This window comes from Streptomyces bungoensis (genome assembly GCF_001514215.1).
In the GTDB taxonomy this organism is placed as follows: domain Bacteria; phylum Actinomycetota; class Actinomycetes; order Streptomycetales; family Streptomycetaceae; genus Streptomyces; species Streptomyces bungoensis.
This window is the reverse complement of the sequence record NZ_KQ948855.1, coordinates 18,523-43,706: the sequence shown is the minus strand read 5'-3', so window position 1 is coordinate 43,706 and position 25,184 is coordinate 18,523. Positions and strand designations below refer to the sequence as shown.

The following is a 25,184-nucleotide window of genomic DNA, read 5'->3' as shown; positions in this document are numbered from 1 at the left end:
GGGGCGGCGCGGTCAGCCCGAGTACGGCTCGGCCTTCAGGATCCGCACCGAGGCCTTCTTTCCGTTGGGCAGCTCGTACTCCACGTCCTCGCCGACCTTGTGGCCGATCACGCCGGTGCCCAGCGGGGACTGCGGCGAGTACGTCTCGACGTCGGCGCTGGCGTACTCGCGGGAGGCGAGCAGGAACGTCATGGTGTCGTCCTCGTCACCGTCGAAGGCGATCGTGACGACCATGCCCGGGGCGACGGCACCGTCCGCGGAGACCGGGGCCTCGCCCACCTGGGCGTTCTCCAGGAGCTGGGTCAGCTGCCGCACCCGCAGCTCCTGCTTGCCCTGCTCCTCCTTGGCCGCGTGGTATCCGCCGTTCTCACGCAGGTCGCCCTCCTCGCGCGCGGCCGCGATCTTGGCGGCGATCTCCGTGCGCGCAGGACCAGTAAGGTACTCAAGCTCGTCCTTGAGCTTGTTGTACGCCTCCTGGGTCAGCCAGGTGACGTTCTCGCTGGTCTGGGTCACAGGGTGCTCCTCGTCGGTACTGGGAATACAAAAGCATCGCCCTACCCAGAAGAATGTTCCCTCTTGGATGGGCGAAACCACGAGCCTAACAATTCGATGCCCTCAAGGGGAGGACATAAGCCACCAGAATTACATCGGCGCAGGTCGCGGCATGCGGTTTCCGGGCCGGCGATCAGCCGGCGTGGCAGCCGAGCAGCTCCGCCGTGGTGCCCTTGGCCGTCGTCCGCAGGGTGACGACCTTGTCGATGCTCGAGGCCGGCCCGGTGAAGCGGAAGTCCGCCCGGCCCACCTCGGCGCCGTCCGCCGACTGGGAGCGCAGCGTGCAGTAGCCGGAGACGCCGGAGTCCTTGTGGACCTCCAGGTGCACCCTGACCGCGTCGTCGGACGCCTGGAAGGTGATCACCTGGGCGCTGATCTCGTTCTGCGCGACGTAGTGGTAGGCGAAGTAGCCGACCAGCGCCAGCAGGACCGCGCCGAGCACCGTTCCGGCGATCTTGAGCTTGCGGTCGGCACGCTCGTCCGAGGAGCGACCGTAGCGGCCCTCGGGCAGCCGCGTGCTCGCCGTACCCATGATCGTCCTTCCCGCGGAATTTTCAGCCCCCCAAGTCCGTCACTATAGAAGCCGCCCGCCCGCCGCCCGACCACCGCCCCTCAACGACGTCCCTGCGGGACGACACCTGTGAACCGCACCCGAAGACACGGGGCGCCGACCGACGAGGAATGAGTCTTGACTGACCAGCTGCGACTGATGGCCGTCCACGCGCACCCCGACGACGAGTCGAGCAAGGGCGCGGCCACCATGGCGAAGTACGTGTCCGAGGGGGTGGAGGTGCTGGTGGTGACCTGCACCGGCGGAGAGCGCGGCTCCATCCTCAACCCCAAGCTCCAGGGCGACGCGTACATCGAGGAGCACATCCACGAGGTGCGCAAGAAGGAGATGGACGAGGCCCGGGAGATCCTCGGCGTCCGGCAGGAGTGGCTCGGCTTCGTCGACTCCGGCCTGCCCGAGGGCGACCCGCTGCCGCCGCTGCCGGAGGGCTGCTTCGCCCTGGAGGACGTCGACAAGGCGGCCGGCGAGCTGGTGCGGCAGATCCGCTCCTTCCGCCCGCAGGTGATCACCACCTACGACGAGAACGGCGGCTACCCGCACCCCGACCACATCATGACCCACAAGATCTCCATGGTGGCGTTCGAGGGCGCGGCGGACACCGAGAAGTACCCGGAGGCGGAGTTCGGCCCCGCGTACCAGCCGCTGAAGCTGTACTACAACCAGGGCTTCAACCGCCCCCGCACCGAGGCCCTGCACCACGCGATGCTCGCCCGCGGCCTGGAGTCGCCCTACGGGGACTGGCTCAAGCGGTGGAAGGAGTTCGAGCGTAAGGAGCGCACGCTGACCACGCACGTGCCGTGCGCGGACTTCTTCGAGATCCGGGACAAGGCCCTGATCGCCCATGCCACCCAGATCGACCCCGACGGCGGCTGGTTCAAGGTGCCGATGGACCTGCAGAAGGAGGTCTGGCCGACGGAGGAGTACGAGCTGGCGAAGTCCCTCGTCGACACCTCCCTCCCCGAGGACGACCTCTTCGCGGGCATCCGGGACAATGTCTGACATGAGCGCAAGCCTGAGTCTGGCAGTGACGCACCTCGCCCCCCTCGCCAAGGAGGTCGACCAGAACAAGGTCACCCCCGGCGTCCTCGGCTTCATCGTCTTCGCGGTGATGGCCCTGGCGGTGTGGGGCCTGATGAAGTCGATGAGCAAGCACATGCAGAAGGTCGACTTCAAGGAGGCCCCGGACCCCGCGGCGGAGCAGAAGGCCGGGGAGAACGCCGGGCAGAAGACCGACTCCGGGGCTTCCCGGGGCTGACCCCGGCGGTCTCAGTCCCGTGCCGGCACCGCCACTCCCATCACCTCCCGGGCGTGGCGGTCCGGCGTCATGCGCAGCCGCCAGGCCTGCCACCCCGCCTCCAGCTCGACGCCGCGCTCCAGCAGCAGGGCGTAGGCCGGGACGCAGTCGTCGAGCTTCTCGTCGCGCAGCGGATGGCCGGCCCCGGCCAGCCGGGCCAGTTCCTCCTGGGCGACCGCGGTGCCCACCTCCACCCCGCCCGGCGCCGCGTACGGCAGCAGGGTGCAGCGCAGGAAGCGGGCCCAGTCCTCGCCGCGGCGGTCGCCGTAGGACGTGAAGAGGGCGAGCGCCTCGTCGCACAGGCCCAGCGCCTGCGGGAACCGGGCGTTGCCCGCGTCCACCACCGCCAGCTCCAGGCAGGTCCACGCCTCGCCGTGGGCGACACCGATGCGCTGGAAGTCTGCGCGGGCGTCGACCAGCAGCTGGCGGGCGAAGCCGGAGTTGCGCAGCGACCCGGTCTGCGCGGCCCGCTGGTCGCGGGTGACCCGGGCCGAGTGGTGCCGGGCGCAGGCGAGACCGTACACGTCCCGCATCCGGGAGAACATCTGCCGCGAGCGCTCCAGCTCCCGCACCGCCCGGTCCAGCTCGCCGGTCTCCTCCAGCGCCTGCCCGAGGTAGTACAGCGTCCACGCCTCGCCGCGCGCGTCCTCGTTCTCCACATGCCGGGCCGCCGCCCGGCGCAGGCCCTCCACGGCCGGCAGGGCGTCGCCGTCGACCAGCCGCGCCCGCGCCAGCTGGGTCAGCGCCCAGGCCTCCCCGCGGGCGTCGCGGGTGCGGCCGTACCGCTCCAGGGCGGCCGCCAGTTCCGTCTCCGCGCGCGGGACGTCCCCCATGCGCAGCGCCAGCTGGCCGAGCTGGAAGTGCGCCCAGGCCTCACCGTGCACCGAGCCGCCCTCGCGGTGCAGGACCAGGGAGCGGGTGAGCAGGTCGAGGGCCTCCGCCAGGCGGGCCCGGTCGCGCTGCACCGCCGCCAGCGCGTGCATCGTCCAGGCGCGGTCGGTGGCCAGCTCCGGCGCGGCCTGCAGGTCCAGGGACTCCTGGAGCCGGGCCGCGGCCTCGGTGAGGTTGCCCTGGTGGTGCAGGGTGATCCCCAGCGAGGTCAGGGCGCGGGCGGCACCGGCGTCGTGGTGGGCCTCCCGGTACAGGTCGACCACGGAGGTGAGCGTGGCGCGCGCCTTGTCCAGCTCGCCGAGCTGGCGCGCCGCGATGCCGGTGCGCCACTGCACGGAGCGCACCAGCAGCCCCTGGTCCACGGCCTGGGCCAGCTCGCTGATCTCGCCGAGACGGTAGAGGTCGCCGCGCAGCAGGCAGTAGTCGCACAGGGCGCCGAGCAGGTTCAGCACGGCCGACTGGTCCACCCCCTCGGCGTGGCGCAGGGTGGCCGTGATGAAGCTCGACTCGTCGTCCAGCCAGCGCAGCGCCTCGTCCAGCGAGGTGAAGCCGTGCGGGCCGAACCGGTCCGAGCGGGTCGACATGTTGCCGTCGACCAGCCGCAGCACCGAGTCGGCCAGCTCCGCGTAGTTGACGATCAGCCGCTCCTGCGCGGCCGTCCGCTCGGCCGGGTCCTCCTCGTCCAGCAGCCGGGCCTGGGCGAAGGAGCGCACCAGGTCGTGCAGCCGGTAGCGGCTGCCGCGGACGTGGTCGAGCAGACCGGCCCCGGCGAGCGCGGTCAGCTGCCGGGTGGCCTCCGCCTCGTCCGTGCCGAGCAGGGCGGCGGCCGCCGCCCCGCCCAGGGAGGCCCGGCCGGCCAGCGCGAGCCGGCGCAGCAGGCGGCGCGTGGTCTCCGGCTGGTCGCTGTAGCGCAGCCACAGGGCGCGCTCGACCGGCTCCACCGGGCCGTACGCGGCGAGGTCCGCGGCCAGCTGCCGGGCCGAGCGCGGGCCCAGCGCGGAGCCCGCCACGCGCAGCGCCAGCGGCAGCCCGCCGCACAGCTCCCGGACCCGGTCGGCGGACTCGGCGTCGTACGGCGCCGAGGCGTCCTGGGCGGCCGTGCCCAGCAGTTCCTCGGCGCCCGCCGCGTCGAGGGGCGCGACGGGCAGGTGGTGCACCCAGGCGGCGAGGTCCGCGGGCAGCGCGAGCGGGTCGCGGGTGGTGACCAGCACCAGGCTGTCGGAGCGCTCCGGCACCAGGGCGCGCACCTGCTCGGGGTCCGGGGCGTCGTCCAGCACGATCGTCACCGGCAGCCCGGCCAGGTGCCGGTGGTACAGCTCGCCGAGCCGCTTGACCTGCTGGTCGGGGGAGGACCGCTCGCGGAACAGCAGCTGCTCGCGGGGCGCGCCGAGCCGGTTGAGCAGGTGCAGCAGGGCGTCCCGGGTGGTCAGGGGCGGCTCCTCCCGGCTGCCGCCGCGCAGGTCCACCACGACCGCGCCGCGGAAGTGGTCCCTCAGGTCGTGCGCCGCGCGGACCGCGAGAGCCGTCCGGCCCGAGCCGGGCTCCCCGTGCAGCACGACCACCGTCGGCCGGGTCTCCGTGGCCGCCCGGGCCGCCTGCGCCCACTGGCGGATCCGCGCCAGCTCCTGACGGCGCCCCGCGAACGGGCCGTCCGGCTCGGGGAGCTGGCCGAACGACTGCTCCAGCATCGTGCGCCTGCGGGCCGCCGCGCTCTTGTCCGCGCCGCGCAGCGCCGGGCCGGCCGTCTTCTTCGGGCCGGTGGAGGCGCTGAGCACCCGCTGCTGGTCGAAGAAGGGGCGGACGCCGCGCACCTCCAGCGCGGTCAGCCACTGCAGCCGCAGCTGCTCCGGGCCGCCGGGCTGGCCGGCCGCGCCCGCGCGGTGGTGGGCGGCGGGCAGGTGGGAGCCGGCCACCTTCACGACCGTGGCGGCGGCGCCGGCCACCGCGGCGGTGAGGCCCGCGCCGACGGCCGTACCGGGACCGGTGCCCAGGGACAGGTCGGCGACGGCGGCGGCCGCCGCGGCGACGGCGGCCACCAGCAACGCCGTACCGGCGCCCGCGCGGGCGTAGCGCTGGCCGAAGGTGACGCGGCCGGCCTCGCTCTCGTCGAGCGCCCGGGTGTAGGCCTCGTACTCCTCGGCGGCCGTCCGCGCCATGGAGTCCAGCGCGTCCCGTGCCCGCGTCAGCAGCACCTGACCGTCGGTCCGGCCGCCGGAGCGCCGTACCTCCTCCTCCACGGCCCGCACCAGCAGCCGCTCGGCCTCCGCCCGATGGCCGTCCCGCATGTCCCGTCCCCCTCCGGCGTCAACTCTCCTGCCCCCGAGTGTCCTTGGGACGGGCCGCGTTGGCGAGAGGGTCTCGATCACCTCCCGGCGAGGACCCGCCGGGACAGGGCGAGGTAGACGCACGCCCCCGCCAGGGCGCCCTCCAGCACCGCGCAGCCCAACGCCTGGGCGAGTTCGGCGCCGGCCGGGGCGGTGGTGATGTCGAACCAGGCGTCCAGGACCGCGACGGAGGCCGTCGCCGAAGCCGTGAGCCGGGCCCGGGAGTCGCCGCGCAGGCCCAGCAGCGCCGTGGTGGCGCAGCCCGCCGCCATCAGGACGTCCAGGCCGATCCAGGCCAGCGCCCAGTGCCGCACCTCCGTGCTGCCCGGGAGGGTCACGGCCAGCACGATCATCCACGGCACGAGCAGCACCGAAGCCGTACCGAGCACGATCAGTGTCCAGCGTGTCCAGCGTCTCATCACCCAGTCCCCCTCGCTCCGGCCGCACGACACGTACGGCTCTACGGCTACCACCGTAAAACGCAGAGAAACTTCTGCAAAGAAAATTCGGCGGAACTCGGGGACGACTCGGGGTTCTCAGGGTTACGGTGACCGCATGACCGACGGCATGTCCGAGATGACCAGCCTGGAGCGCACCGCTCTCTACAAGTCCCTCGGCAACCCCCTGCGCCGCCGGATCCTCGAGTACCTCGGCCGGCACGGCGAGGCGAACTCCACCGTCCTCGCCCGGGAACTCGGCGAGAGCTCCGGCACCACCAGCTACCACCTGCGCAAGCTCGCCGAGCAGCGGCTCATCGAGGAGATCCCGGAGAAGTCGGGCGGCCGGGAGCGCTGGTGGCGGGTGCTGCCGTTCAGCCACACCACCCCGGACCCGGCCACCATGTCGCCCGAGGAGTACGCGGCCGCAGCCCGGCTCGCCCATCTCAAGATCGAGGTCGACACGGCCCTCTTCCGCCGCGCCCACGAGGAGTACCGCGGCCCCGAGGGCTGGGCCCAGGTCCAGCGGCACGGCACCTGGATGACCAGGGAGGAGCTCCTGGCCTTCCTGCGCGACTACCACGCCCTGCTCGACCGCTACAGCCACCTGCGCGAAGAGGCCCCCGAGGGGGCGCGTCCGGTGTCACTGCGCTTCTACGCCGTGCCGGAGCCCGGGTCCGAGCCCGCGTACGCATCCGGATCCGGATCAGAGCCCGCGTCCGGGGCCAGATCCGGACCCGGCCCCGGACACGAGCCCCGCCCCAAGCCCGAGCCCGGCCCCGGACCCGGCCCCCGGAAGACGGCGGAACGCTGACCCGCCCCCTGCCTGCTCCCCGGAGGGAGGGGGCGTTCAGCCCGTGGCCAGCAGCGGGCGCAGGCGGCCTGACCGCAGGCCGGTGACGAGGGGCGTCCCCAGCCGGCGCGCGGCCGCGCTCGCCGGCAGTGCGACCACGAAGCCGATGACCAGCGAGACCGCGACATCGTGGGGGTAGTGAGCGCCGACGTAGACCCGGGAAGCGGCCTCCACCACGGCGAAGGCGGCCGCCACGGCCGAGAGCCGGCGGTCCAGCAGGAACAGCGCCCCCACCGTCGCGGCGCCGACCGTCGCATGGCCGCTCGGGAACGCGTAGTCGCCGGCCGGCGGGCACGTCTCGACGATGAACGCGTGCGGCATCGACCGGCACGGCCGCAGCTCACCGACGCCGGACTTGACGACCTCGGTGACGGCGAACGCGACCAGGACGCAGACCGGGGCCGCGAGGGCGACCGCCATCGCCCGCGCGCCGGACCGCCGAGCCGACCACCAGCCGGCCGCCATCAGCGTCGCGAAGACGCCCAGGCCGTAGTCGGTCCACACCTCGGCCGCGCCGTTGAGCCAGGGCGTGTGCCGCGCGAAGTCCGTGACCGACGTGAACCAGGAACCGTCGAAGGCGAGCACCACGCGGGTCACCGTCCGGCCCCGCGCAGCACCCGGCCCAGCCGGCCGCGCACCGAACCCAGCCTGCCGCGCACCGAACCCAGCCGCCCGCGCGCCGAGCCCAGACCGCGCTGCCAGGCACGGGAACGCCGTGAACCGGCCAGTTCGGCGAACAGGTCGTCGTAGCTGCGGGCCACGGGGGCGGGGTCGAAGCGGCGGGCGGCGGCGCGGGCGGCCTCGCCCATGCGCCGGCGGGCCGGCTCGTCGGTGATGAGCTCCAGCAGCGCGGCGGTCAGCGCCTCCCGGTCGCCGACGGGGACCAGCAGGCCGTCGACGCCGTGGCGGATGATCTCGGCGGGGCCGAGCGGGCAGTCGGTGCTGACCACCGGGACGCCGCAGCGCATGGCCTCCACGAGGGTCATGCCGAACGACTCGGCCTCGGAGGCGCTCACGACGATCGACGCCTGGGCGAACTCGGGCTCGATCGGCGAGCGGGTCCCCATCAGCCGCACCTGCCCGGCGAGACCGCGACCGTCGATCGACTGCTGCAGCCGCTCCTTCTCGGCGCCCGCGCCGTAGATGCGCAGGGACCAGTCGGGCTGCTTGGCCGCGACCTCCTCGAACGCCTCGATCAGCAGGTCGAACCGCTTGCCGCGCACCAGGCGCCCGGCGGCGGCGACCACCTTCGCGGAGAGGTCGGCGGGCGGCAGCCCGGGGTCGGGCACGCCGTTGGGCACGGCGAGGACCCGCACGCCCGGCAGCCGCATCTTCGCGCGGTAGACGGCCGCGTCCGCCTCGGTGGTCGTGACCACCGCGTCCAGGGCGCGGTAGTGGCGGGCGAGGCTGCCGAGCAGCTTCCTGCTGTGCGTGTCGTGGGTGAGGTGCTCCTGCGCGATGCGCAGGGCGCCGGGCGGGCCGAAGCGGGCCAGGTAGACGTTGACGCCCGGCCGCGTCCCGATGATCACGTCCGCGTCGCAGGCACGCAGGTACTCCTCGGCCCGCCGGTCGGTGAGCCGGCTGTACTGCCGGTACCGCTTCTCGGCGGCGGGGAAGACCTCGGCGGGCCGGCCCAGCAGGGGATCCGCCGTGTCGGCCGAGCCCTCGCGCAGGTCGACCAGGGGCACGATCCGCACCCGCGGGTCGACGGCGAACCGGGGCCGGGCCCGCTGGCGCAGCATGGAGACGATCGTCACCTCGTGGCGGTCGGCCAGGGCCGCGGCGAGATTGAGCGTCGTGCGGATGGTGCCGCCGATTCCGTAGACGTTGTGTATCAGGAACGTGATCTTCACCCGGCGGGCTCCCATTCGTCTTTCACAGCGCGGTGCTGAGAGGAGATACGGTGCGCGTCCGGTCCGGGCTCGGCCCGGTTGGCGGTCTCGGCCCTCAGCCCCGCGGACCCTCCGACGCTTCGCACGCTAGGGAAGACGGATGAAGGGACCATGAAGGTTCGGTTCCCCGCGTGCCCGGCCGGGCGGTTGGGCCGGACGGACCCGGCCGTGCGACGATGCCGGTATGAACCGACTGGCCGATTCCCAGTCGCCCTACCTGCTCCAGCACGCCTCCAATCCGGTGGATTGGTGGCCATGGGGAGAGGAGGCGATGACGGAAGCGAAGCGGCGGGACGTGCCCATTCTCCTGAGTGTGGGCTATGCGTCCTGTCACTTAGGCTTCCGCTGATCCACTGGTGCCACGTCATGGCCGCCGAGTCCTTCGAGGACCGGGCCACCGCCGACTACCTCAACGAACACTTCGTCAGCGTCAAGGTCGACCGGGAGGAACGCCCCGACGTCGACGCCGTGTACATGGAGGCCGTCCAGGCGGCCACCGGGCAGGGCGGCTGGCCCATGACCGTGTTCCTGACCCCGGACGCCGAGCCCTTCTACTTCGGCACGTACTTCCCGCCGAGTCCCCGGCACGGCCTGCCCTCGTTCCGGCAGGTGCTGGAGGGGGTCCGGCAGGCCTGGGCGGACCGGCGCGCGGAGGTCGGGGAGGTCGCCGGGAAGATCGTGCGCGACCTCGCCCAGCGGGAGATCGCCCACCAGGGCGCCCAGCCGCCCGGCGAGCAGGAGCTCGCGCAGGCGCTGCTCGGCCTCACCCGCGAGTACGACCCGCAGCGCGGCGGATTCGCCGGCGCGCCCAAGTTCCCGCCGTCCATGGTGCTGGAGTTCCTGCTGCGGCACCACGCCCGCACCGGCGCCGAGGGCGCCCTGCAGATGGCCCGGGACACCTGTGAGCGGATGGCCCGGGGCGGCATCTACGACCAGCTCGGCGGCGGGTTCGCCCGCTACTCCGTCGACCGCGACTGGATCGTGCCGCACTTCGAGAAGATGCTGTACGACAACGCCCTGCTGTGCCGGGTCTACGCCCACCTGTGGCGGGCCACGGGGTCGGACCTAGCGCGCCGGGTCGCCCTGGAGACCGCCGACTTCATGGTCCGCGAACTGGGCACCGCCCAGGGCGGGTTCTCCTCCGCGCTCGACGCCGACAGCGACGACGGCACCGGCCGGCACGTCGAGGGCGCGTACTACGTGTGGACCCCCGCCGAGCTCCGCGAGACCCTCGGGGAGCAGGACGCGGCCCTCGCCGCCCAGTACTTCGGCGTCACCGAGGAGGGCACCTTCGAGCACGGCCGGTCGGTGCTGCAACTCCCGCAGGGCGAAGGGGCCTTCGACGCCGAGCGGATCGCGTCCGTCAAGGACCGCCTGCTGGCGCGGCGCGCGCAGCGCCCCGAACCCGGCCGGGACGACAAGGTCGTCGCCGCCTGGAACGGGCTCGCGATCGCCGCGCTCGCCGAGACCGGCGCCTACTTCGGCCGGCCCGACCTGGTCGAGGCCGCCGTCGGGGCCGCCGACCTCCTCGTCCGGGTGCACCTCGACGAGCACGCCCGGCTCGCGCGCACCAGCCGGGACGGCCGGACCGGCCCCAACGCCGGGGTGCTGGAGGACTACGCCGACGTCGCCGAGGGCTTCCTGGCGCTCGCGTCCGTCACCGGCGAGGGCGTGTGGCTGGACTTCGCCGGCCTGCTCCTCGACCACGTGCTGAACCGCTTCACCGACCCCGGCAGCGGCGCCCTGTACGACACCGCCTCCGACGCCGAGCGGCTCATCCGCCGTCCCCAGGACCCCACCGACAACGCCACCCCGTCCGGCTGGACGGCGGCGGCCGGCGCGCTGCTGAGCTACGCCGCGCACACCGGCTCCGAGGCCCACCGGACCGCCGCCGAGCGGGCGTTGGGCGTCGTGAAGGCGCTCGGGCCGCGGGTGCCCCGGTTCATCGGGTGGGGGCTGGCGGTCGCCGAGGCGCTGCTCGACGGCCCCAGGGAGATCGCGGTCGTCGGCCCCGCGCTCGGTGAGGAGCGGACAACCGCCCTGCACCGTACGGCACTTCTGGGCACCGCCCCGGGAGCGGTCGTCGCCGTGGGGACCGTGGACAGCGACGAGTTCCCGCTGCTCGCCGGCCGCCCGCTCGTCGGCGGTGGAGCGGCGGCGTACGTCTGCCGCGACTTCACCTGTGACGCCCCGACGACGGATCCGGAACGGCTGGGCACGGTGGTGGGAACCCGCTGAGCGGGCCCCACCGCCGTTCCGATACCAGCTCTTTATCGGAACAGCTCCCACTTTTCACAGATCCCCCCTAATCTCTGCACGGTGGCGCGCCACGGTGACACACCGTCGCGTGCACAGGGGGTCCGTCGAGGGCGCCGCCGGGCCGGACTCGCCGGCGGCTGCCGGAGCCGTCGTCCTCGGGCCGCTCGGCTCCAGGGTCGTGCCGGAACTCGCTGCGCATCCCAGTGGTCGCCCTGCCGGTGGGCCGGTTCGGCACGGGCGCGCGGGGACCGGAGCGCCGGTCCGCCTCCCGCGCCGCCGCAGCAGCCGTACGACCACGAGGAGAGCCGTGTGAACAGACGCCGCAGACGCATCGCGCTGGTCGGGGTGGGAGCCCTGACCGCCGGTCTGCTCCTGTCCGCCCCCGAGTCCGCCGAGTCCGCCACGATCGCCAACCTGGTGAAGAACCCTGGCTTCGAGACCGCGGGGACCAACGGCATGCCGTCCTGCTGGGAGAAGTCCGGCGGCGGCGACAACGACTTCAGCTTCGCCACCGTCCCGGGCGCGCACTCCGGCAGCAAGGCCATGCGGGTCACGCTGACGCGCCGGGTGGACGGCGACCGCAAGGCGCTGATCACCGAGTCGAGCTCCTGCGCTCCCGCGGTGGGCGTCGGCAGGCAGTACGACCTCGGGCTCTGGTACAAGACCACGACACCCGACGCCGGCATCACCCTCTTCCGGCACGACACCACCGCCGGCTGGCAGTACTGGACCGACCTGAAGACGCTGTCCATGGCGTCGGCCTGGACGCGGGCGACGGTGCGCACCCCGGCGGTCCCGGCCCACACCGACCGCGTCTCCTGGGGCGTGTCGGTGTACGGCACCGGGTCGGCGACCACCGACGACTACACCATGAGGCAGGTCCCGCACACCCGCTGGCCGGTCTGGTGCACCGGCACGAAGGACCAGTGCGCCGACGGCAGCTGGTCGGTGCTGCCGACGCAGAACCCGGTCCGCTCCATGCACTCGGTGGTGCTCAACAACGGCAAGGTGCTGCTGATAGCCGGCTCCGGCAACAGCGAGGAGCAGTTCAACGCGGGCACGTTCACCTCCGCGGTGTACGACCCCGTGAAGGGCACGTACAAGGTGATCCCGACGCCGAAGGACCTGTTCTGCGGGGGGCACGTGCAGCTGCAGGACGGCCGGGTCCTGGTGATGAGCGGCATGAAGGCCTACCCCGTCGCCGGCGGGCACGGCTACGAGGGGTTCAAGGACTCCTACGTCTTCGACCCGAAGACCGAGACCTACACCAAGACCAACGACCTCAACGACGGCCACTGGTACCCGTCGGCGACCGAACTCGGCAACGGCGACGTCGTCAGCTTCGGCGGGCTGCGCGAGGACTCCACCGGGTCGGTGACGGCCGAGAGGTTCAGTGCCGCGCAGAACCAGTGGCTGCCGGTGTCGCAGGTCCACCAGACCTGGTCGTACTGGGGCCTGTACCCGTCGATGATCCTGATGCAGGACGGCCGTCTCTTCTACACGGGCAGCCACGTCTTCGGCAACAACATCCCCGGCACGGGCTCGGCGGTCTACGACTACGACGCCAACACCATCACGCAGATACCCGGCCTGCAGAACAAGGACGAGCGGGACCAGTCGGCGAGCGTGCTGCTGCCCCCCGCCCAGAGCCAGCGGGTCCTCACCATCGGCGGCGGCAACATCGACTCCAACCCGGACGCGAACCGCCTGACCGACCTGATCGACCTCAAGCAGGCGAACCCGTCGTACGTCGCCGGGCCGCCGATCCCGCAGGGCACGGTCGACCTCGGGGCCGGCAAGGTCGCCGAGACCGGCGGCCAGGGCAAGATGTACGTCTCCGCCGTCCTGCTGCCCGACGGCAAGGTCCTCGAGACCGGCGGCGCCCTGCACAACCGCGCCGACCCGGTGTACGAGTCCTCGCTCTACGACCCCGGCACCAACACCTTCGACCCCGTCGCCGCCGACCCCGAGTCCCGCGGGTACCACTCCTCGGCGTTCCTGCTGCCCGACGGCCGGGTGATGGCCACCGGCGACAACCCGGGCAACGGCACCTGGAACCACAACGTGTCGATCTACAGCCCGCCCTACGTCTACCGGAGCAGCCGCCCGAAGATCACCTCGCTGATCAACCAGGAGTGGAAGTACGGCGACACGCAGCGGATCACCGTCGACCGGCCCATCGCGAAGGCCGAGCTGATCCGCCCGGCCGCGGTCACCCACTCCTCGGACCCGAACCAGCGGTTCGTGGACCTGCCGCTGAGCGTCTCCGGCAACAACGTCGACCTCGACGTGACCAGCAACCCGAACCTGGCCCCGCCCGGCTGGTACATGCTGTTCACGGTGGACGCCAACGGGGTGCCGTCGGTGGCCAAGTGGGTGCACCTGACGGGACCGGCGGCCCTGAGCGGCACCGCCTCCCCGCACATCCACGCCTTCGCCGGATCCCTGCGGGGCAAGGTCTCCGGACCCGGCGAGAAGCGCGCCGCGCAGCAGGTCGGCCCGACCCTCTCCGGCTGCGACCGGCACTACGGCTCGATCAACGTGTGCGTGCCCACGGTCTTCCCGCCGCAGGTGGGGAAGACGGCCGCCGCCCGCTGCCGCTGGCTGAGGCAGAACCACTACGGCCGGCTGGAGGTCAACGGCGGCGACGACCCGCTCGGCCTGGATCGCGACCGCGACGGGACCGCCTGCGGGAAGGGTGACGTGAGCAGGCGCTAGCCGCGCTCGGCGGACCCGGACAGGGCGCGTTCCACGATGGCCTCCAGCTGGTCGTGGTGCGCGCCCTTCCAGTAGGCGCGGCCGCAGGCCGTGCACCGGGCGAAGACGTCGTACGTGCGCCGGGTGCCGTGCTCGAGCTGGTCGGCGACCTCGTCCTTCGTGGCCCGGCGGAGCAGGCCGTTGCAGGCGGTGCAGCGGGTCCAGGGGTGCAGCTCGGGGGCGAAGCGGTCCAGGACGTCGCGGAGCTGCTCCTCCGGGCGGGTGCTGTAGACGAAGGCGCCGGCCCACAGTTCACGGCGGCGCAGCAGGCCGCGGTCACGGCTGAGCATGACCCGCTTCTCGGCGGCCGAGCGGGCGGCGAGCGCCGGGTCGCCGATGTCGGTCGACTCGTACGCCGTGTCCACGCCGAGCAGGCGCAGCCGGCGGGCCAGGGTGCCGAGGTGGACGTCGAGGAGGAAGCGCAAGGGGGCTCCTGGGACCCGCTGGGGGCGTGTCACGGCCCGCACGGCGACGTGCTCGCCCGCCGCCGGGATGTGGGACGGCGGCACCTCGCGGCCGTCGACGACGAGGGCGCCGACCTCGGTGAGCGGGACGCCCAGGGACTCGATCACATGGCCGAGCGTGGCGGCGCCGTCCGTGGTGAGGGCGGTGGCGCCGGCGCGCCGGGCGGGTGGCACGAACAGGTGCAGGCCGGGGGCGACGTCGACGCGGATCTCGGGACCGTTCACCCGGTCAGGATGGCACGGGCGGTGCCGCGTACCTCAGTGGTTTTCGCGGGGGAGGCCGTGCTCCACGACGTCCAGCGCCCGCCCCACGAGCTCGCCCGGGTCGCCCGTGAAGCCGTTCTCCGCCCAGTACAGGGAGACCTCCGTCAGGGCGCCGGCGAGGGACATCGCGAAGACGCGGACGTCCAGGCTCTCCGGGTCGCGGCCGGTGCGGTCCGCCACGGCCCGGCGGAGCAGCAGCCCGGTCTCCGCCATGCTCTCGAACATCCGGGAGCGGACGGCGGGTACCTCGGCGCCGAGGCGCGCGCGCAGCCGGAGCACCTCGGGGTCCTCCCGCCCGCTCCGTTCGAGGGCCTCGCCCAGCACGTGCCGGACGGAGTCCAGCCACGGCTCGTCCGCGGGCCGGGCGCGCAGCTCCTCCAGCAGGAGCGGCGCGTACGCGCCGGTGAGGACGATGTCCTCCTTGGTCGGGAAGTACCGGAAGACGGTGGACGGCGACACCTCGGCCCGGTCGGCGATCTGCTCGATCGTCGTGGCGTCGTACCCCTGCTCCTCGACCAGCGCGTAGGTCGCGGCGCGGATCGCCTCACGCGTCCTGGTCTTCTTCCGCTCCCGCAGTCCCGGTCGTGGGCGGTCGGCGGGGGAGGAGGGGGAGCGTGCGGCCGTCATGCGGGTCATTGTCCGGCATCGGCCGTACGGGTCGCCAACCAGCCGGCCGGCGCACGAGGAAACGGCCACGGCTCGTGAGCCGTGGCCGGAAGGCGGGACGGACGGGTCTCAGGCGTGCTGGTACGCCACCAGCGAGATGCCGACGTAGTGGACGACGAACGCGGCCAGGGTGAGCAGGTGGAACACCTCGTGGAAGCCGAACCAGCGCGGTGAGGGGTTCGGGCGCTTGATGCCGTAGACCACGCCCCCGGCGCTGTAGAGCAGGCCGCCGACGACGACGAGGACCAGGACGGCGATGCCGCCGGTGCGCATGAAGTCGGGCAGGAAGAAGACGGCCGCCCAGCCCATCGCGATGTAGCAGGGGGTGTAGAGCCAGCGCGGGGCGCCGACCCAGAAGACCCGGAAGACGATGCCCGCCGCGGCCGCCCCCCAGATGCCCCACAGCAGCCACCGGCCCTTGCTGCCGGGCAGGAGCAGCAGGGTCAGCGGGGTGTAGGTGCCGGCGATGATCAGGAAGATGTTGGCGTGGTCGAGGCGGCGCAGGACACCGTCCATGCGGGGGCCCCAGTCGCCCCGGTGGTAGAGGGCGCTCACACCGAAGAGCAGGCAGGCCGTCAGGACGTAGATCCCGCAGGCGATGCGGCCTCTGGTGGAGTCGGCCAGGGCGGTGAGTACGAGGCCCGCGATGAGTACGGCCGGGAACATGCCGAGGTGCAGCCAGCCGCGGAGCCGGGGCTTGACCGGGTGCAGGGTGCGCGCGACGGGGCCGAGGCCGGCGGCCGGCGGGTCCGTGGGCGCATCGGGGACGGACGCAGTCATGGCCCGCATGGTACCTACGGAACCGTAAGTTACGCGTCAGTACGGCGCCCGACGGCCGGAGAGTGGTCATCGTCTCACGGAGGGGTGCCGAGTCGGACGCAAAGAGTCCGTCAGGCGAACTCAAGGTGCCCGCAAAAGAGACGTAAAGCCGCCTGGAAAACCGTGGTATTCCTCACGTCGCTCACTTGTGAGGCCCTCTGGACAGATGGGCGCCTACGTCGGATGATCAAATGAGTGCAGTCGGCACCGGATGAGCGGCAGGAAGCATCCGGGTCGCAGCCCCCACGGGGCGGCAAGGACAAAAAACCCTTCATTTAGGAGCAACCGTGGCGCGCGACATCTCGGCTCCCACCAACCACCAGGAACTGATCTCGTGGGTCAACGAGATCGCCGAACTGACCCAGCCGGACAGCGTGGTCTGGTGTGACGGATCCGAGGCCGAGTACGAGCGGCTGTGCGAAGAGCTCGTCCGGAAGGGCACCTTCCGGAAACTCGACCCGATCAAGCGCCCCAACTCCTACTACGCGGCCTCGGACCCCACCGACGTCGCCCGCGTCGAGGACCGGACCTTCATCTGCTCCGAGAAGGAGGAGGACGCCGGTCCCACCAACCACTGGAAGGCCCCCGCCGAGATGCGGGAGATCTTCAGCGGCGAGGACGGCCTGTTCCGCGGCGCGATGAAGGGCCGCACCATGTACGTGGTGCCGTTCTGCATGGGCCCGCTCGGCTCCCCGCTGTCCGCGATAGGCGTGGAGATCACCGACTCCGCCTACGTCGCCGTCTCCATGCGCACCATGACCCGCATGGGACAGCCGGTCCTGGACGAGCTCGGCGACAGCGGCTTCTTCGTCAAGGCCGTCCACTCCCTCGGCGCCCCGCTGGAGCCGGGCCAGGAGGACGTGCCGTGGCCCTGCAACTCCACCAAGTACATCTCGCACTTCCCCGAGGGCCGCGAGATCTGGTCCTACGGCTCCGGCTACGGCGGCAACGCGCTGCTCGGCAAGAAGTGCTACGCCCTGCGCATCGCCTCCGTCATGGCCCGCGACGAGGGCTGGCTGGCCGAGCACATGCTGATCCTCAAGCTCACGCCGCCCACCGGTGAGTCCAAGTACGTCGCCGCCGCCTTCCCGAGCGCCTGCGGCAAGACCAACCTCGCCATGCTGGAGCCGACCATCTCCGGCTGGACCGTGGAGACCATCGGCGACGACATCGCCTGGATGCGCTTCGGCGAGGACGGCCGGCTGTACGCGATCAACCCCGAGGCCGGCTTCTTCGGCGTCGCGCCCGGCACCGGTGAGCACACCAACGCCAACGCGATGAAGACGCTGTGGGGCAACTCGGTCTTCACCAACGTCGCCCTCACCGACGACGGCGACGTGTGGTGGGAGGGCATGACGGAGGAGACCCCGGCCCACCTGACCGACTGGAAGGGCCGCGACTGGACCCCCGAGTCGCCCGAGCCCGCCGCGCACCCCAACGCCCGCTTCACCACCCCGGCCGCCCAGTGCCCGATCATCGCGCCCGAGTGGGAGGACCCGCGGGGCGTGCCGATCTCGGCGATCCTCTTCGGCGGCCGCCGGGCCAGCGCGGTGCCGCTGGTCACCGAGTCCTTCGACTGGAACCACGGCGTCTTCCTCGGCGCCAACGTGGCCTCCGAGAAGACCGCCGCCGCCGAGGGCAAGGTCGGCGAGCTGCGCCGGGACCCGTTCGCCATGCTGCCGTTCTGCGGCTACAACATGGGCGACTACATGGGTCACTGGGTCGACGTGGCCAAGGACAAGGACCAGTCCAAGCTGCCGAAGATCTACTACGTCAACTGGTTCCGCAAGAACGACGAGGGCAAGTTCGTCTGGCCCGGCTTCGGTGAGAACGGCCGCGTCCTGAAGTGGATCGTGGAGCGGCTGGAGGGCAAGGCCGAGGGCGTGGAGACCCCGATCGGCATCCTGCCGACCAAGGAGGCCCTGGACACGAACGGCCTCGACCTGTCCGACTCGGACCTCGACTTCCTGCTGACCGTCGACAAGGAGGTCTGGCGCGAGGAGGCCGCCCTGGTGCCCGACCACCTGAACACCTTCGGCGACCACACCCCGAAGGAGCTGTGGGACCAGTACCGGGCGCTGGTGGAGCGCCTGGGCTGAGCCGCCACCCCGAGGACTCCGCGGCCGGTCGCCGTGCCCTGACCAGCGATCGTCACGACCGGCCGCGGTGACGGCGTCGAGGGCCCCGCACGACGACGTGCGGGGCCTTCGCCGTGCGTGGCCGGAGAACCCGAAACCGGCCGAGGACCGGCCCCGTGGCGGTGGTTTCGAGGACCGGCCGCGGACCGGTCACCGGCACACGTGGATCTGGTGGCTCGTCATCGCGGCCGTGATCCTGATTCTGTTCTTCGTCTTCATCTGACGCGTGCCGCGGCCACGCACCTCCGGCCATGCGGTGTGTGGCGCCCGGTCCGCGCGTCACCGCGGGTGCACGCGGACCGGGGCCGATCGTGGGACGACCTCCGGGGGGCGGGGTCAGTGTGCGCTGCTCAGCTCCTTCGGGCCGGCCAGCGCGGCGGCGTGGGCGTCCATCCGCTCGGCCGCGAGGATCGCGGCGGCGGTGTCCGCCCGGGAGGCGGCGACCACCAGCGCGCGGCCGGCGAGGGCGTGCGCCCGCCGGTGCAGCGGCTCCGGCGCCCCGGACGCGGCCGGCGCCGCCCGCAGCGGAGCATGTCCGCCGCGCAGCCGGGTCACCTGCCCGGCGAGGCGTTCGGCGGCCGCGTCCAGGTCCTCGGACGGGGCCAGCCCGCGCAGGTCGTCGGTGACGGCGAGCAGGGCGGCGAGGTGCCCGGCGAGCTGGATGTCCAGCTCCTCCTCGCGCGACCGGTGCGGGAAGTCGGAGGAGGTGCCGGCCACCGGACTGTGGACCGACTTGGTGCGGATCGGTTCGTACATGGGGGACGGCCTCCTGTGCTCTGACAGGAAGCCATCCTAGCTTGGATTTCGTCTAAAGTTGAGCCGAGTCACGGACTGCGGTCCGCCGGTCCCGGTCCGCGACCGGCCCGCCGCCCGTCACGGCTGGCCGTACCCGTCCAGGAAGGTGCCGATCCGGGTGACCGCGTCCCGCAGGTCGCCGACCGTCGGCAGGGTCACCACCCGGAAGTGGTCCGGCTCGGGCCAGTTGAAGCCGGTGCCCTGGACGACCATGATCTTCTCCTGGCGCAGCAGGTCCAGGACCATCTGCCGGTCGTCCCTGATCTTGAACACCTGCGGGTCGAGGCGCGGGAAGAGGTACAGCGCGCCCCGGGGCCGTACGCAGCTCACGCCGGGGATCTGGGTGAGCAGGTCGTAGGCGGTGTCCATCTGCTCCTTGAGCCGCCCGCCCGGCAGCACCAGGTCGTTGATCGTCTGGCGTCCGCTGAGCGCGGCCACCACGCCGTGCTGGCCCGGCATGTTGGCGCACAGCCGCATGTTCGCCAGGATCGTCAGGCCCTCGATGTAGGAGTCGGCGTGGGCGCGCGGACCGGAGATCGACATCCACCCCACCCGATAGCCGGCCACCCGGTAGGCCTTGGACATGCCGTTGAAGGTGAGGGTCAGCAGGTCGGGGGCGATCTTCGCGGTCGGGGTGTGCGTGGCGTCGTCGTACAGGATCTTGTCGTAGATCTCGTCGGAGCAGACCAGCAGGTTGTGCCGGCGGGCGATGTCCGTCAGCCCCTTGAGCACGGTCTCGTCGTAGACCGCGCCGGTGGGGTTGTTCGGGTTGATGATGACGATCGCCTTGGTGCGGTCGGTGACCTTGCGCTCGACGTCGGCGAGGTCCGGCATCCAGTCGGACTGCTCGTCGCAGCGGTAGTGCACCGCCGTACCGCCGGAGAGGGAGACGGCCGCCGTCCACAGCGGGTAGTCCGGCGCCGGGACGAGGACCTCGTCCCCGTCGTCGAGGAGCCCCTGCATGGCCATCACGATCAGCTCGGACACGCCGTTGCCGACGAAGACGTGCTCGACGTCCGTCTCGATGCCGAGGGTCTGGTTGTGCATCACGACCGCGCGGCGGGCGGCCAGCAGGCCCTTGGCGTCGCCGTAGCCGTGCGCGGAGGAGACGTTGCGGAGGATGTCCTCCAGGATCTCCGGGGGGCACTCGAAGCCGAAGGCGGCCGGGTTGCCCGTGTTGAGCTTCAGGATGCGGTGACCGGCCGCTTCGAGGCGCATCGCCTCCTCGAGAACCGGGCCCCGGATCTCGTAACAGACGTTGGCGAGCTTCGTCGACTGGATCACCTGCATGTCCGTGAGCTTACGGCCCGGTAACGGCTCCTGGCTCGTGTTTTCCGCCACGTGAGACGGCGTGGTTTGCCTCGATATCGCCCGTAGCTGTCTCACCGGCCACTTGCGTACCTAGAATGCGCGGCGGTGCCGCTCCGTCCGGTCTGCTGACTTCCCTGGTGCGGAGGGGTGCGGCGCCGGGGAAGGCGATGCGAAGGGGCGAGCGGGGTTGTACGACGCGCACGGTGGAGGCGGCGAGCCGGAGGTTCGCCCGAACGTGTACCTCCCGCAGCCGCCCCCTGCCCCCTCGTACGCGGAGTACGCCGATCCGGCGGCCGCGCACGGCTGGGAGAACGCCTACGACGAGACGCGCGAGCTGCCGGCCGCGGCCGCCGATCCGCAGGGCCCGCCCGACCCGCACGAGCCACCCGCCGTCCGGCCGGACGGCGGCCGCAGGGGGCGGCGCGAGGAGCGCAGGCGCGGTACCCGCCGCCGCACGGCGGTCCTCGCCGGGGGGCTCGGCACGGCCGGCGCGGTCGCGCTGATCGCCGCTCTCGCCTGGCCGGACGCCTCCCCGTCCGGTCCCGCCGGTGACGGGCCCGCCCGCGCCCCCGGCACCAACAGCAGCTCCGCGGACTCCCACGACCCCACGACGGCCGCCCCGGCCACCACGGCCGGCCTCCCCGCGGCGGCGTCCGCCGCCGCCCCCACCCCCGCCGCGACCCCCTCGACGGCCGCCCGCACCACCCGCGCGGCGGCCACCGACGCGCCCACCTCCCCGGCCGCCACGGCGCCGGCCACCTCCGCGCCGGCGCCCAGCCCGACGGCCTCCGGGAACGAGAGCCTCCCGAGCGGCCGGGGGCACGGCCACGGGGCGACGAAGCGGCCCAGGTAGCCGCGTACCACCTCAAATGGGCCCAACAGGCGGTGCGTTGGTGTGCGCCGCCCGGCAGGGGGCACGTATGCCCCTGCGCGCCGTGGCTGTCGCATACGACTCCTTGCCCCCGCACGCCCCTCTCATGAGAATGTCCATGACAAAGACGCGCGGTGACCGGAAGATCTCCGGTCGCCCAAGTCGTAAGAGGGGACCCCCACATGAACAAGCCTCTCCTGGCCGCTATCTCCTCCCTGGCCATCGCCGGGGTGGGTGCGGCCCCCGCGGTCGCCGCGCCGCACAGCGCGCCGCACAGCGCCAAGGCCGCCGCGGTGACCGTGAACTTCGCCGGGACCGTCTCGCTCAGCAACTGCTCCGGCTCGGTCATCCGCTTCCCGGGCTCCGCGGACAGCGACCCCGCGCTCGTGCTGACCAACGGCCACTGCCTGGAGACCGGTTTCCCGGCACCCGGCGAGGTCATCACCGGCCAGTCGTCCAGCCGCAGCTTCGGCCTGCTGAACGCGTCCGGCTCCCGGGTGGGCACGCTCCGCGCCAACCAGGTCGTCTACTCGACCATGACGGACACGGACGTCACCATCTACCGCACCACCACCACGTACGCGGCGATCAGGAGCACGTACGGCATCAGCCCGCTCACCGTGCAGGACACCCACCCGGTGGCCGGCACCGCCATCAAGGTCGTCTCCGGGTACTGGAAGCGGACCTACAGCTGCGACGTCGACGGCTTCGTGTACCGGCTGAAGGAGGGCGACTGGACCTGGAAGGACTCGGTCCGCTACACCTCCTCCTGCAACACCATCGGCGGCACCTCGGGCTCGCCCGTGATCGACACCGCCACCGGCAAGGTCGTCGCCGTCAACAACACGGGCAACGAGGACGGCGAGCGCTGCACCGAGAACAACCCCTGCGAGGTCGACGAGAGCGGCAACGTGACCGTCCGTCAGGGCATCAACTACGCCGAGGAGACGTACAACATCCCGGCCTGCTTCACCACCGGCAACAAGCTGAACCTCGCCGCGTCCGGCTGCACCCTGCCCAAGCCGTAACCCGCGGCCCGCGGTCCGCCGTCCCGCCGGACCGGGCGGTCACACCGGTGTGCGGCGGACCGCCCGGCCGGCCAGTACGTCCGTGCGGCGGCCGTCCTCGACGGCGAAACGGCCGTCGACCAGGACGTAAGGGATCCCGGCCGGCAGGGCGCGGGGCTCGGCGAGGGTCGCGCGGGCCGCCACCGTCGCCGGGTCGAAGAGCACCAGGTCGGCCCGGTACCCCTCGCGCACCAGACCGCGGTCCGGCAGCCGCAGCCGGGCCGCGGGCCGCCCGGTCAGGTGGGCGACGCACTCTTCCAGCGTCAGCACCCCCAACTCCCGGACGTAGGTGCCGAGGTAGCGGGGGAACGTGCCGTAGGCGCGCGGGTGCGGCCGGGCGCCCCGCAGGATGCCGTCGGAGCCGCCGGTGTGGGCCCGGTGCCGCATGATCGCGCGGACGTTCTCCTCGTGCCCGACGTGCTGGAGGACGGTCGTGCCGAGCCGGTCCGCCACCAGCAGCCGGCGGGCCACCGCCCAGGGCGTCTCGCCCCGCCGGTCCGCCAGCTCGCGGACGGTACGGCCCACGTGGTCCGCGAGGGCCGGGTCGGCCACCCCGGACACCTCGACCGTCGCCCACTCCACCGGCACCCCGTGGCAGCCGTCCGAGCCGGTCACCTCCAGCTCCCGCCGGATCCGCTCGGCGGTCGCCGGGTCGGCGAGCCGGGCCAGGACCGCCTCCGGGCCGCCCGCGCTCGCCCAGCCCGGCAGCAGCGCGGCCAGGGTGGTGCTGCCCGGGGTGTACGGGTAGCTGTCCAGCGTGAGGTCCACCCCGGAGTCGAGCGCCCGGTCGAGGAGGGCCAGCAGCTCGGGCGCGCGGCTCTCGTTCACGCCGAAGTTCATCGTCGCGTGCGCCAGGTGCAGCGGGCAGCCCGCCTCCCGGGCCACGGCCACCATCCCGGCGTAGGCCCCCAGGGCGCCGGCGCCGTAGGAGCGGTGGTGCGGGCAGTAGTAGCCGCCGTAGCGGGCCACCACCCGGCACAGCTCGGTCAGTTCGGCGTCGTCGGCGTACATCCCCGGCGGGTAGGTGAGCCCGGAGGACAGCCCCACCGCGCCCTGCTCCAGGCCCTCCGCGACCAGCCGCCGCATCCGGTCCAGCTCCCCGGGCGTGGCCGGGCGGTCCTCCCAGCCGACGGCGAGCGCGCGGACCGTGCCCTGCGGGACGAGGTAGGCCGCGTTCACGGCGATCCCGCGGTCCAGCCGGTCCAGGTACTCGCCGACCGTCCGCCAGTCGACGTCGACGTCCTCGCCGTACCCGTTCCACCCGGTGATCGCCCGGCGGACCTCCTCCAGGGTGCGGTCGTCCACCGGCGCGTACGACAGCCCGTCCTGGCCGATCACCTCCAGCGTGACCCCCTGCGCCAGCTTCGCGCTGTGGTCCGGGTCGCGCAGCAGGGCGAGGTCGGAGTGGGCGTGCATGTCGACGAAGCCGGGGGAGAGCACGAGCCCCTCCGCGTCCAGCTCCCGCCTGGCGCGCGGCCGCTGGCAGCCTGCCGCGGCGGCCTCCTTGACGATCGAGACGATCCGTCCGCGGTCCACCACCACGTCGGCGCGGTAGGAGTCCGCGCCGCTGCCGTCGACGACGTCCGCGTCCCGGATGACCAGCTCCTCCATGGCGCCCCCGCCGGCTAGAAGAACGTACGGATGTAGTCGACCACCGTGCCGTCCGCCTCCGCGACCGGGATCAGCGGCCACTTGTCGAAGGTCGTGCACGGGTGGGACAGGCCGAAGCCGATCCAGTCGCCGACCTCGACGTCCGCCTCCGCGGCGGTGCGCAGCCACAGGTGCTGGTCGGACAGGGCGGTCACCTCGATGCCGGCCGCCGGGCGCTCGGCGCCGTCCCGGCGTACCGCCCGGGCCACCGGCAGGTCGAGGTCGTGGGGGGCGTCCCGCTTGCCGGCGTTGACGAACGCCTCCGTCGCGGTGGGCCGGGAGACCACCTGCGCCCACAACCGGAAGGCGGGCTCCAGCGCGCCCTCCTCGGGCACCCGGTTGAACGGGGTCAGCCGGCTGTAGTGCACGTCGTCGTGCGAGACGTACGCCCCGGAGCGCAGCAGCTTGAGCACCGGCAGGGACAGGTCCGGGATCGCGGCGAAGACGGCGGCGACCGCGTCGAACCACTCGCTGCCGCCGGCGCTCACGACGATCTCCCCGGCGTCCGCGAATCGCCCGGCCCCGTCGAACTCCACGGCGAGCGCCACCAGCCGCTCCAGCCACTCCCGCACCCGCTCCGGGGAGGCGCCGGGCACCTGCGCCTCGTAGCCCGCCACACCGGCCAGCCGCAGTGTCCCGACGCCCGCCACGGCGTCGGCGACGGCCCGGGCCTGCGCCTCGGTGCGCACGCCGGTCCGCGCGCCCTCGCCCGCGGCCAGCTCCACGACCACGTCCACCGGGCGGGCGGCGCCGCGCAGGGCCGCGTCCATCAGCTCGACCCCGCGCACCGAGTCGACGTGGCAGACGAAGCGGAAGCCGGCGTCGGCCGCCAGGTCGGCGGCGATCCGGCGCAGGGCCGCCGGGTCGACCAGCTCGTTGGCCAGGAAGATCCGCCGGATCCCGAAGGCCCGCGCCACCCACACCTGGTGGGGGACGGCGAGGGTGATGCCCCAGGCGCCGTGCTCGATCTGGCGGTGGAAGAGCTGCGGAGCCATGGAGGTCTTCCCGTGCGGCGCGAACGCCAGACCGTGCCGTGCGGCGTACGCCTCCATCAGCGCGAGGTTGTGCTCCAGCCGCTCGGCGGACAGGGCGAGGACGGGCGTGGTGAAGCCGCCGTCGAAGAGGTTGCGCCGCTGCCCGGCCAGCTCGCCGACGGTCAGCCCCGCGGCGTCCGGCGGCAGCCCCTTGAAGCGGTGGTCGACCCGCTCCTCGGCGAGACGGTCGAGCGGTCCGGTACCGCCGGCATGGAGCATGGGGACCTCCTGATCGGAACGTAGGCATGGTGCAACGGTCCGGGCACATCCGCCAC

Annotated in this window: 20 protein-coding genes and 1 pseudogene; 8 read left to right on the top strand and 13 right to left on the bottom strand. The window is 72.9% G+C overall.

From position 1 onward, the window contains the following. Positions 1-12: 12 nt before the first annotated feature. Both greA and AQJ66_RS12670 read right to left on the bottom strand, forming a co-directional pair. Positions 13-513 carry a transcription elongation factor GreA gene (gene greA / locus AQJ66_RS12675; protein ID WP_061920299.1) on the bottom strand — a complete coding sequence of 167 codons (501 nt, stop codon included), beginning with the start codon at positions 511-513 and terminating at the stop codon, positions 13-15. Between the two features lie 172 nt (positions 514-685). After that, positions 686-1,084 carry a DUF4307 domain-containing protein gene (locus AQJ66_RS12670; RefSeq protein ID WP_061920297.1) on the bottom strand — a complete coding sequence of 133 codons (399 nt, stop codon included), beginning with the start codon at positions 1,082-1,084 and terminating at the stop codon, positions 686-688. 156 nt (positions 1,085-1,240) lie between these two features. On the opposite strand from AQJ66_RS12670, the gene mca reads away from it, so the two are divergent. Both mca and AQJ66_RS12660 read left to right on the top strand, forming a co-directional pair. Next, positions 1,241-2,122 (top strand): mycothiol conjugate amidase Mca, encoded by an 882-nt coding sequence (gene mca, locus AQJ66_RS12665; RefSeq protein WP_061920294.1) that lies wholly within the window; start codon positions 1,241-1,243, stop codon positions 2,120-2,122. After that, entirely contained in the window at positions 2,115-2,378 is a 264-nt protein-coding gene (locus tag AQJ66_RS12660) for a hypothetical protein (RefSeq protein ID WP_079060202.1), read from the top strand. The genes mca and AQJ66_RS12660 overlap by 8 nt, the downstream gene beginning before the upstream one ends. Positions 2,379-2,389: 11 nt before the next feature. Here AQJ66_RS12660 and AQJ66_RS12655 read toward each other — a convergent pair whose 3' ends face one another. Beyond that, the gene (locus AQJ66_RS12655) at positions 2,390-5,593 is read right to left on the bottom strand and encodes a tetratricopeptide repeat protein (protein ID WP_061920291.1); all 3,204 of its coding nucleotides are present in this window, start codon (positions 5,591-5,593) and stop codon (positions 2,390-2,392) included. Positions 5,594-5,670: 77 nt separating this feature from the next. Then, positions 5,671-6,051: a hypothetical protein gene (locus tag AQJ66_RS38830; protein ID WP_061920288.1), complete on the bottom strand. Its 381-nt coding sequence runs from the start codon at positions 6,049-6,051 to the stop codon at positions 5,671-5,673. Between the two features lie 136 nt (positions 6,052-6,187). On the opposite strand from AQJ66_RS38830, the gene AQJ66_RS39685 reads away from it, so the two are divergent. Further along, entirely contained in the window at positions 6,188-6,883 is a 696-nt protein-coding gene (locus AQJ66_RS39685; protein WP_061920286.1) for an ArsR/SmtB family transcription factor, read from the top strand. 36 nt (positions 6,884-6,919) lie between these two features. On the opposite strand, the gene AQJ66_RS12640 is transcribed toward AQJ66_RS39685, so the two are convergent. Both AQJ66_RS12640 and AQJ66_RS12635 read right to left on the bottom strand, forming a co-directional pair. Next, positions 6,920-7,519, bottom strand: a complete 600-nt coding sequence (locus tag AQJ66_RS12640; protein ID WP_063804040.1) for a phosphatase PAP2 family protein — start codon at positions 7,517-7,519, stop codon at positions 6,920-6,922. Next, the gene (locus AQJ66_RS12635; RefSeq protein WP_079060199.1) at positions 7,516-8,775 is read right to left on the bottom strand and encodes a glycosyltransferase family 4 protein; all 1,260 of its coding nucleotides are present in this window, start codon (positions 8,773-8,775) and stop codon (positions 7,516-7,518) included. The genes AQJ66_RS12640 and AQJ66_RS12635 overlap by 4 nt, the downstream gene beginning before the upstream one ends. 223 nt (positions 8,776-8,998) lie before the next feature. On the opposite strand from AQJ66_RS12635, the pseudogene AQJ66_RS12630 reads away from it, so the two are divergent. After that, positions 8,999-11,052 (top strand): annotated as a pseudogene (locus AQJ66_RS12630) (thioredoxin domain-containing protein). 330 nt (positions 11,053-11,382) lie between these two features. Beyond that, positions 11,383-13,791 (top strand): galactose oxidase early set domain-containing protein, encoded by a 2,409-nt coding sequence (locus tag AQJ66_RS12625; RefSeq protein WP_061920280.1) that lies wholly within the window; start codon positions 11,383-11,385, stop codon positions 13,789-13,791. Here the strand turns inward: AQJ66_RS12625 and AQJ66_RS12620 are convergent. The 3 genes from AQJ66_RS12620 to trhA all read right to left on the bottom strand — a co-directional run bounded on the left by AQJ66_RS12620 (position 13,788) and on the right by trhA (position 16,004). Further along, positions 13,788-14,519: a Mut7-C RNAse domain-containing protein gene (locus tag AQJ66_RS12620; protein WP_061920278.1), complete on the bottom strand. Its 732-nt coding sequence runs from the start codon at positions 14,517-14,519 to the stop codon at positions 13,788-13,790. The genes AQJ66_RS12625 and AQJ66_RS12620 overlap by 4 nt on opposite strands. 33 nt (positions 14,520-14,552) lie before the next feature. Next, entirely contained in the window at positions 14,553-15,185 is a 633-nt protein-coding gene (locus AQJ66_RS12615; RefSeq protein WP_079060197.1) for a TetR family transcriptional regulator, read from the bottom strand. A gap of 108 nt (positions 15,186-15,293) precedes the next feature. Beyond that, the gene (trhA, locus tag AQJ66_RS12610; RefSeq protein ID WP_061920274.1) at positions 15,294-16,004 is read right to left on the bottom strand and encodes a PAQR family membrane homeostasis protein TrhA; all 711 of its coding nucleotides are present in this window, start codon (positions 16,002-16,004) and stop codon (positions 15,294-15,296) included. 326 nt (positions 16,005-16,330) lie between these two features. On the opposite strand from trhA, the gene AQJ66_RS12605 reads away from it, so the two are divergent. Further along, positions 16,331-18,142, top strand: coding sequence for a phosphoenolpyruvate carboxykinase (GTP) (locus tag AQJ66_RS12605; protein WP_061920273.1), 1,812 nt, complete (start codon positions 16,331-16,333; stop codon positions 18,140-18,142). Between the two features lie 375 nt (positions 18,143-18,517). Here the strand turns inward: AQJ66_RS12605 and AQJ66_RS12595 are convergent, their stop codons facing one another. Further along, positions 18,518-18,937: an SCO4983 family protein gene (locus tag AQJ66_RS12595; protein ID WP_061920269.1), complete on the bottom strand. Its 420-nt coding sequence runs from the start codon at positions 18,935-18,937 to the stop codon at positions 18,518-18,520. Between the two features lie 117 nt (positions 18,938-19,054). Further along, positions 19,055-20,266, bottom strand: coding sequence for a pyridoxal phosphate-dependent aminotransferase (locus AQJ66_RS12590; protein WP_061920267.1), 1,212 nt, complete (start codon positions 20,264-20,266; stop codon positions 19,055-19,057). Positions 20,267-20,522: 256 nt separating this feature from the next. Between AQJ66_RS12590 and AQJ66_RS38820 the strand changes: the two genes are divergently transcribed. Together AQJ66_RS38820 and AQJ66_RS12580 are read left to right on the top strand one after the other, a co-directional pair. Next, positions 20,523-21,140: a hypothetical protein gene (locus tag AQJ66_RS38820; RefSeq protein ID WP_061920265.1), complete on the top strand. Its 618-nt coding sequence runs from the start codon at positions 20,523-20,525 to the stop codon at positions 21,138-21,140. 200 nt (positions 21,141-21,340) lie between these two features. Further along, the gene (locus tag AQJ66_RS12580; RefSeq protein ID WP_061920263.1) at positions 21,341-22,186 is read left to right on the top strand and encodes a S1 family peptidase; all 846 of its coding nucleotides are present in this window, start codon (positions 21,341-21,343) and stop codon (positions 22,184-22,186) included. 39 nt (positions 22,187-22,225) lie between these two features. Here the strand turns inward: AQJ66_RS12580 and AQJ66_RS12575 are convergent, their stop codons facing one another. After that, complete coding sequence (locus tag AQJ66_RS12575) at positions 22,226-23,836, bottom strand: N-acyl-D-amino-acid deacylase family protein (protein WP_061920261.1); 1,611 nt, start codon at positions 23,834-23,836, stop codon at positions 22,226-22,228. A 14-nt stretch (positions 23,837-23,850) separates the two neighbouring features. After that, complete coding sequence (locus AQJ66_RS12570; RefSeq protein ID WP_061920259.1) at positions 23,851-25,128, bottom strand: alanine racemase; 1,278 nt, start codon at positions 25,126-25,128, stop codon at positions 23,851-23,853. Positions 25,129-25,184 lie beyond the last annotated feature (56 nt).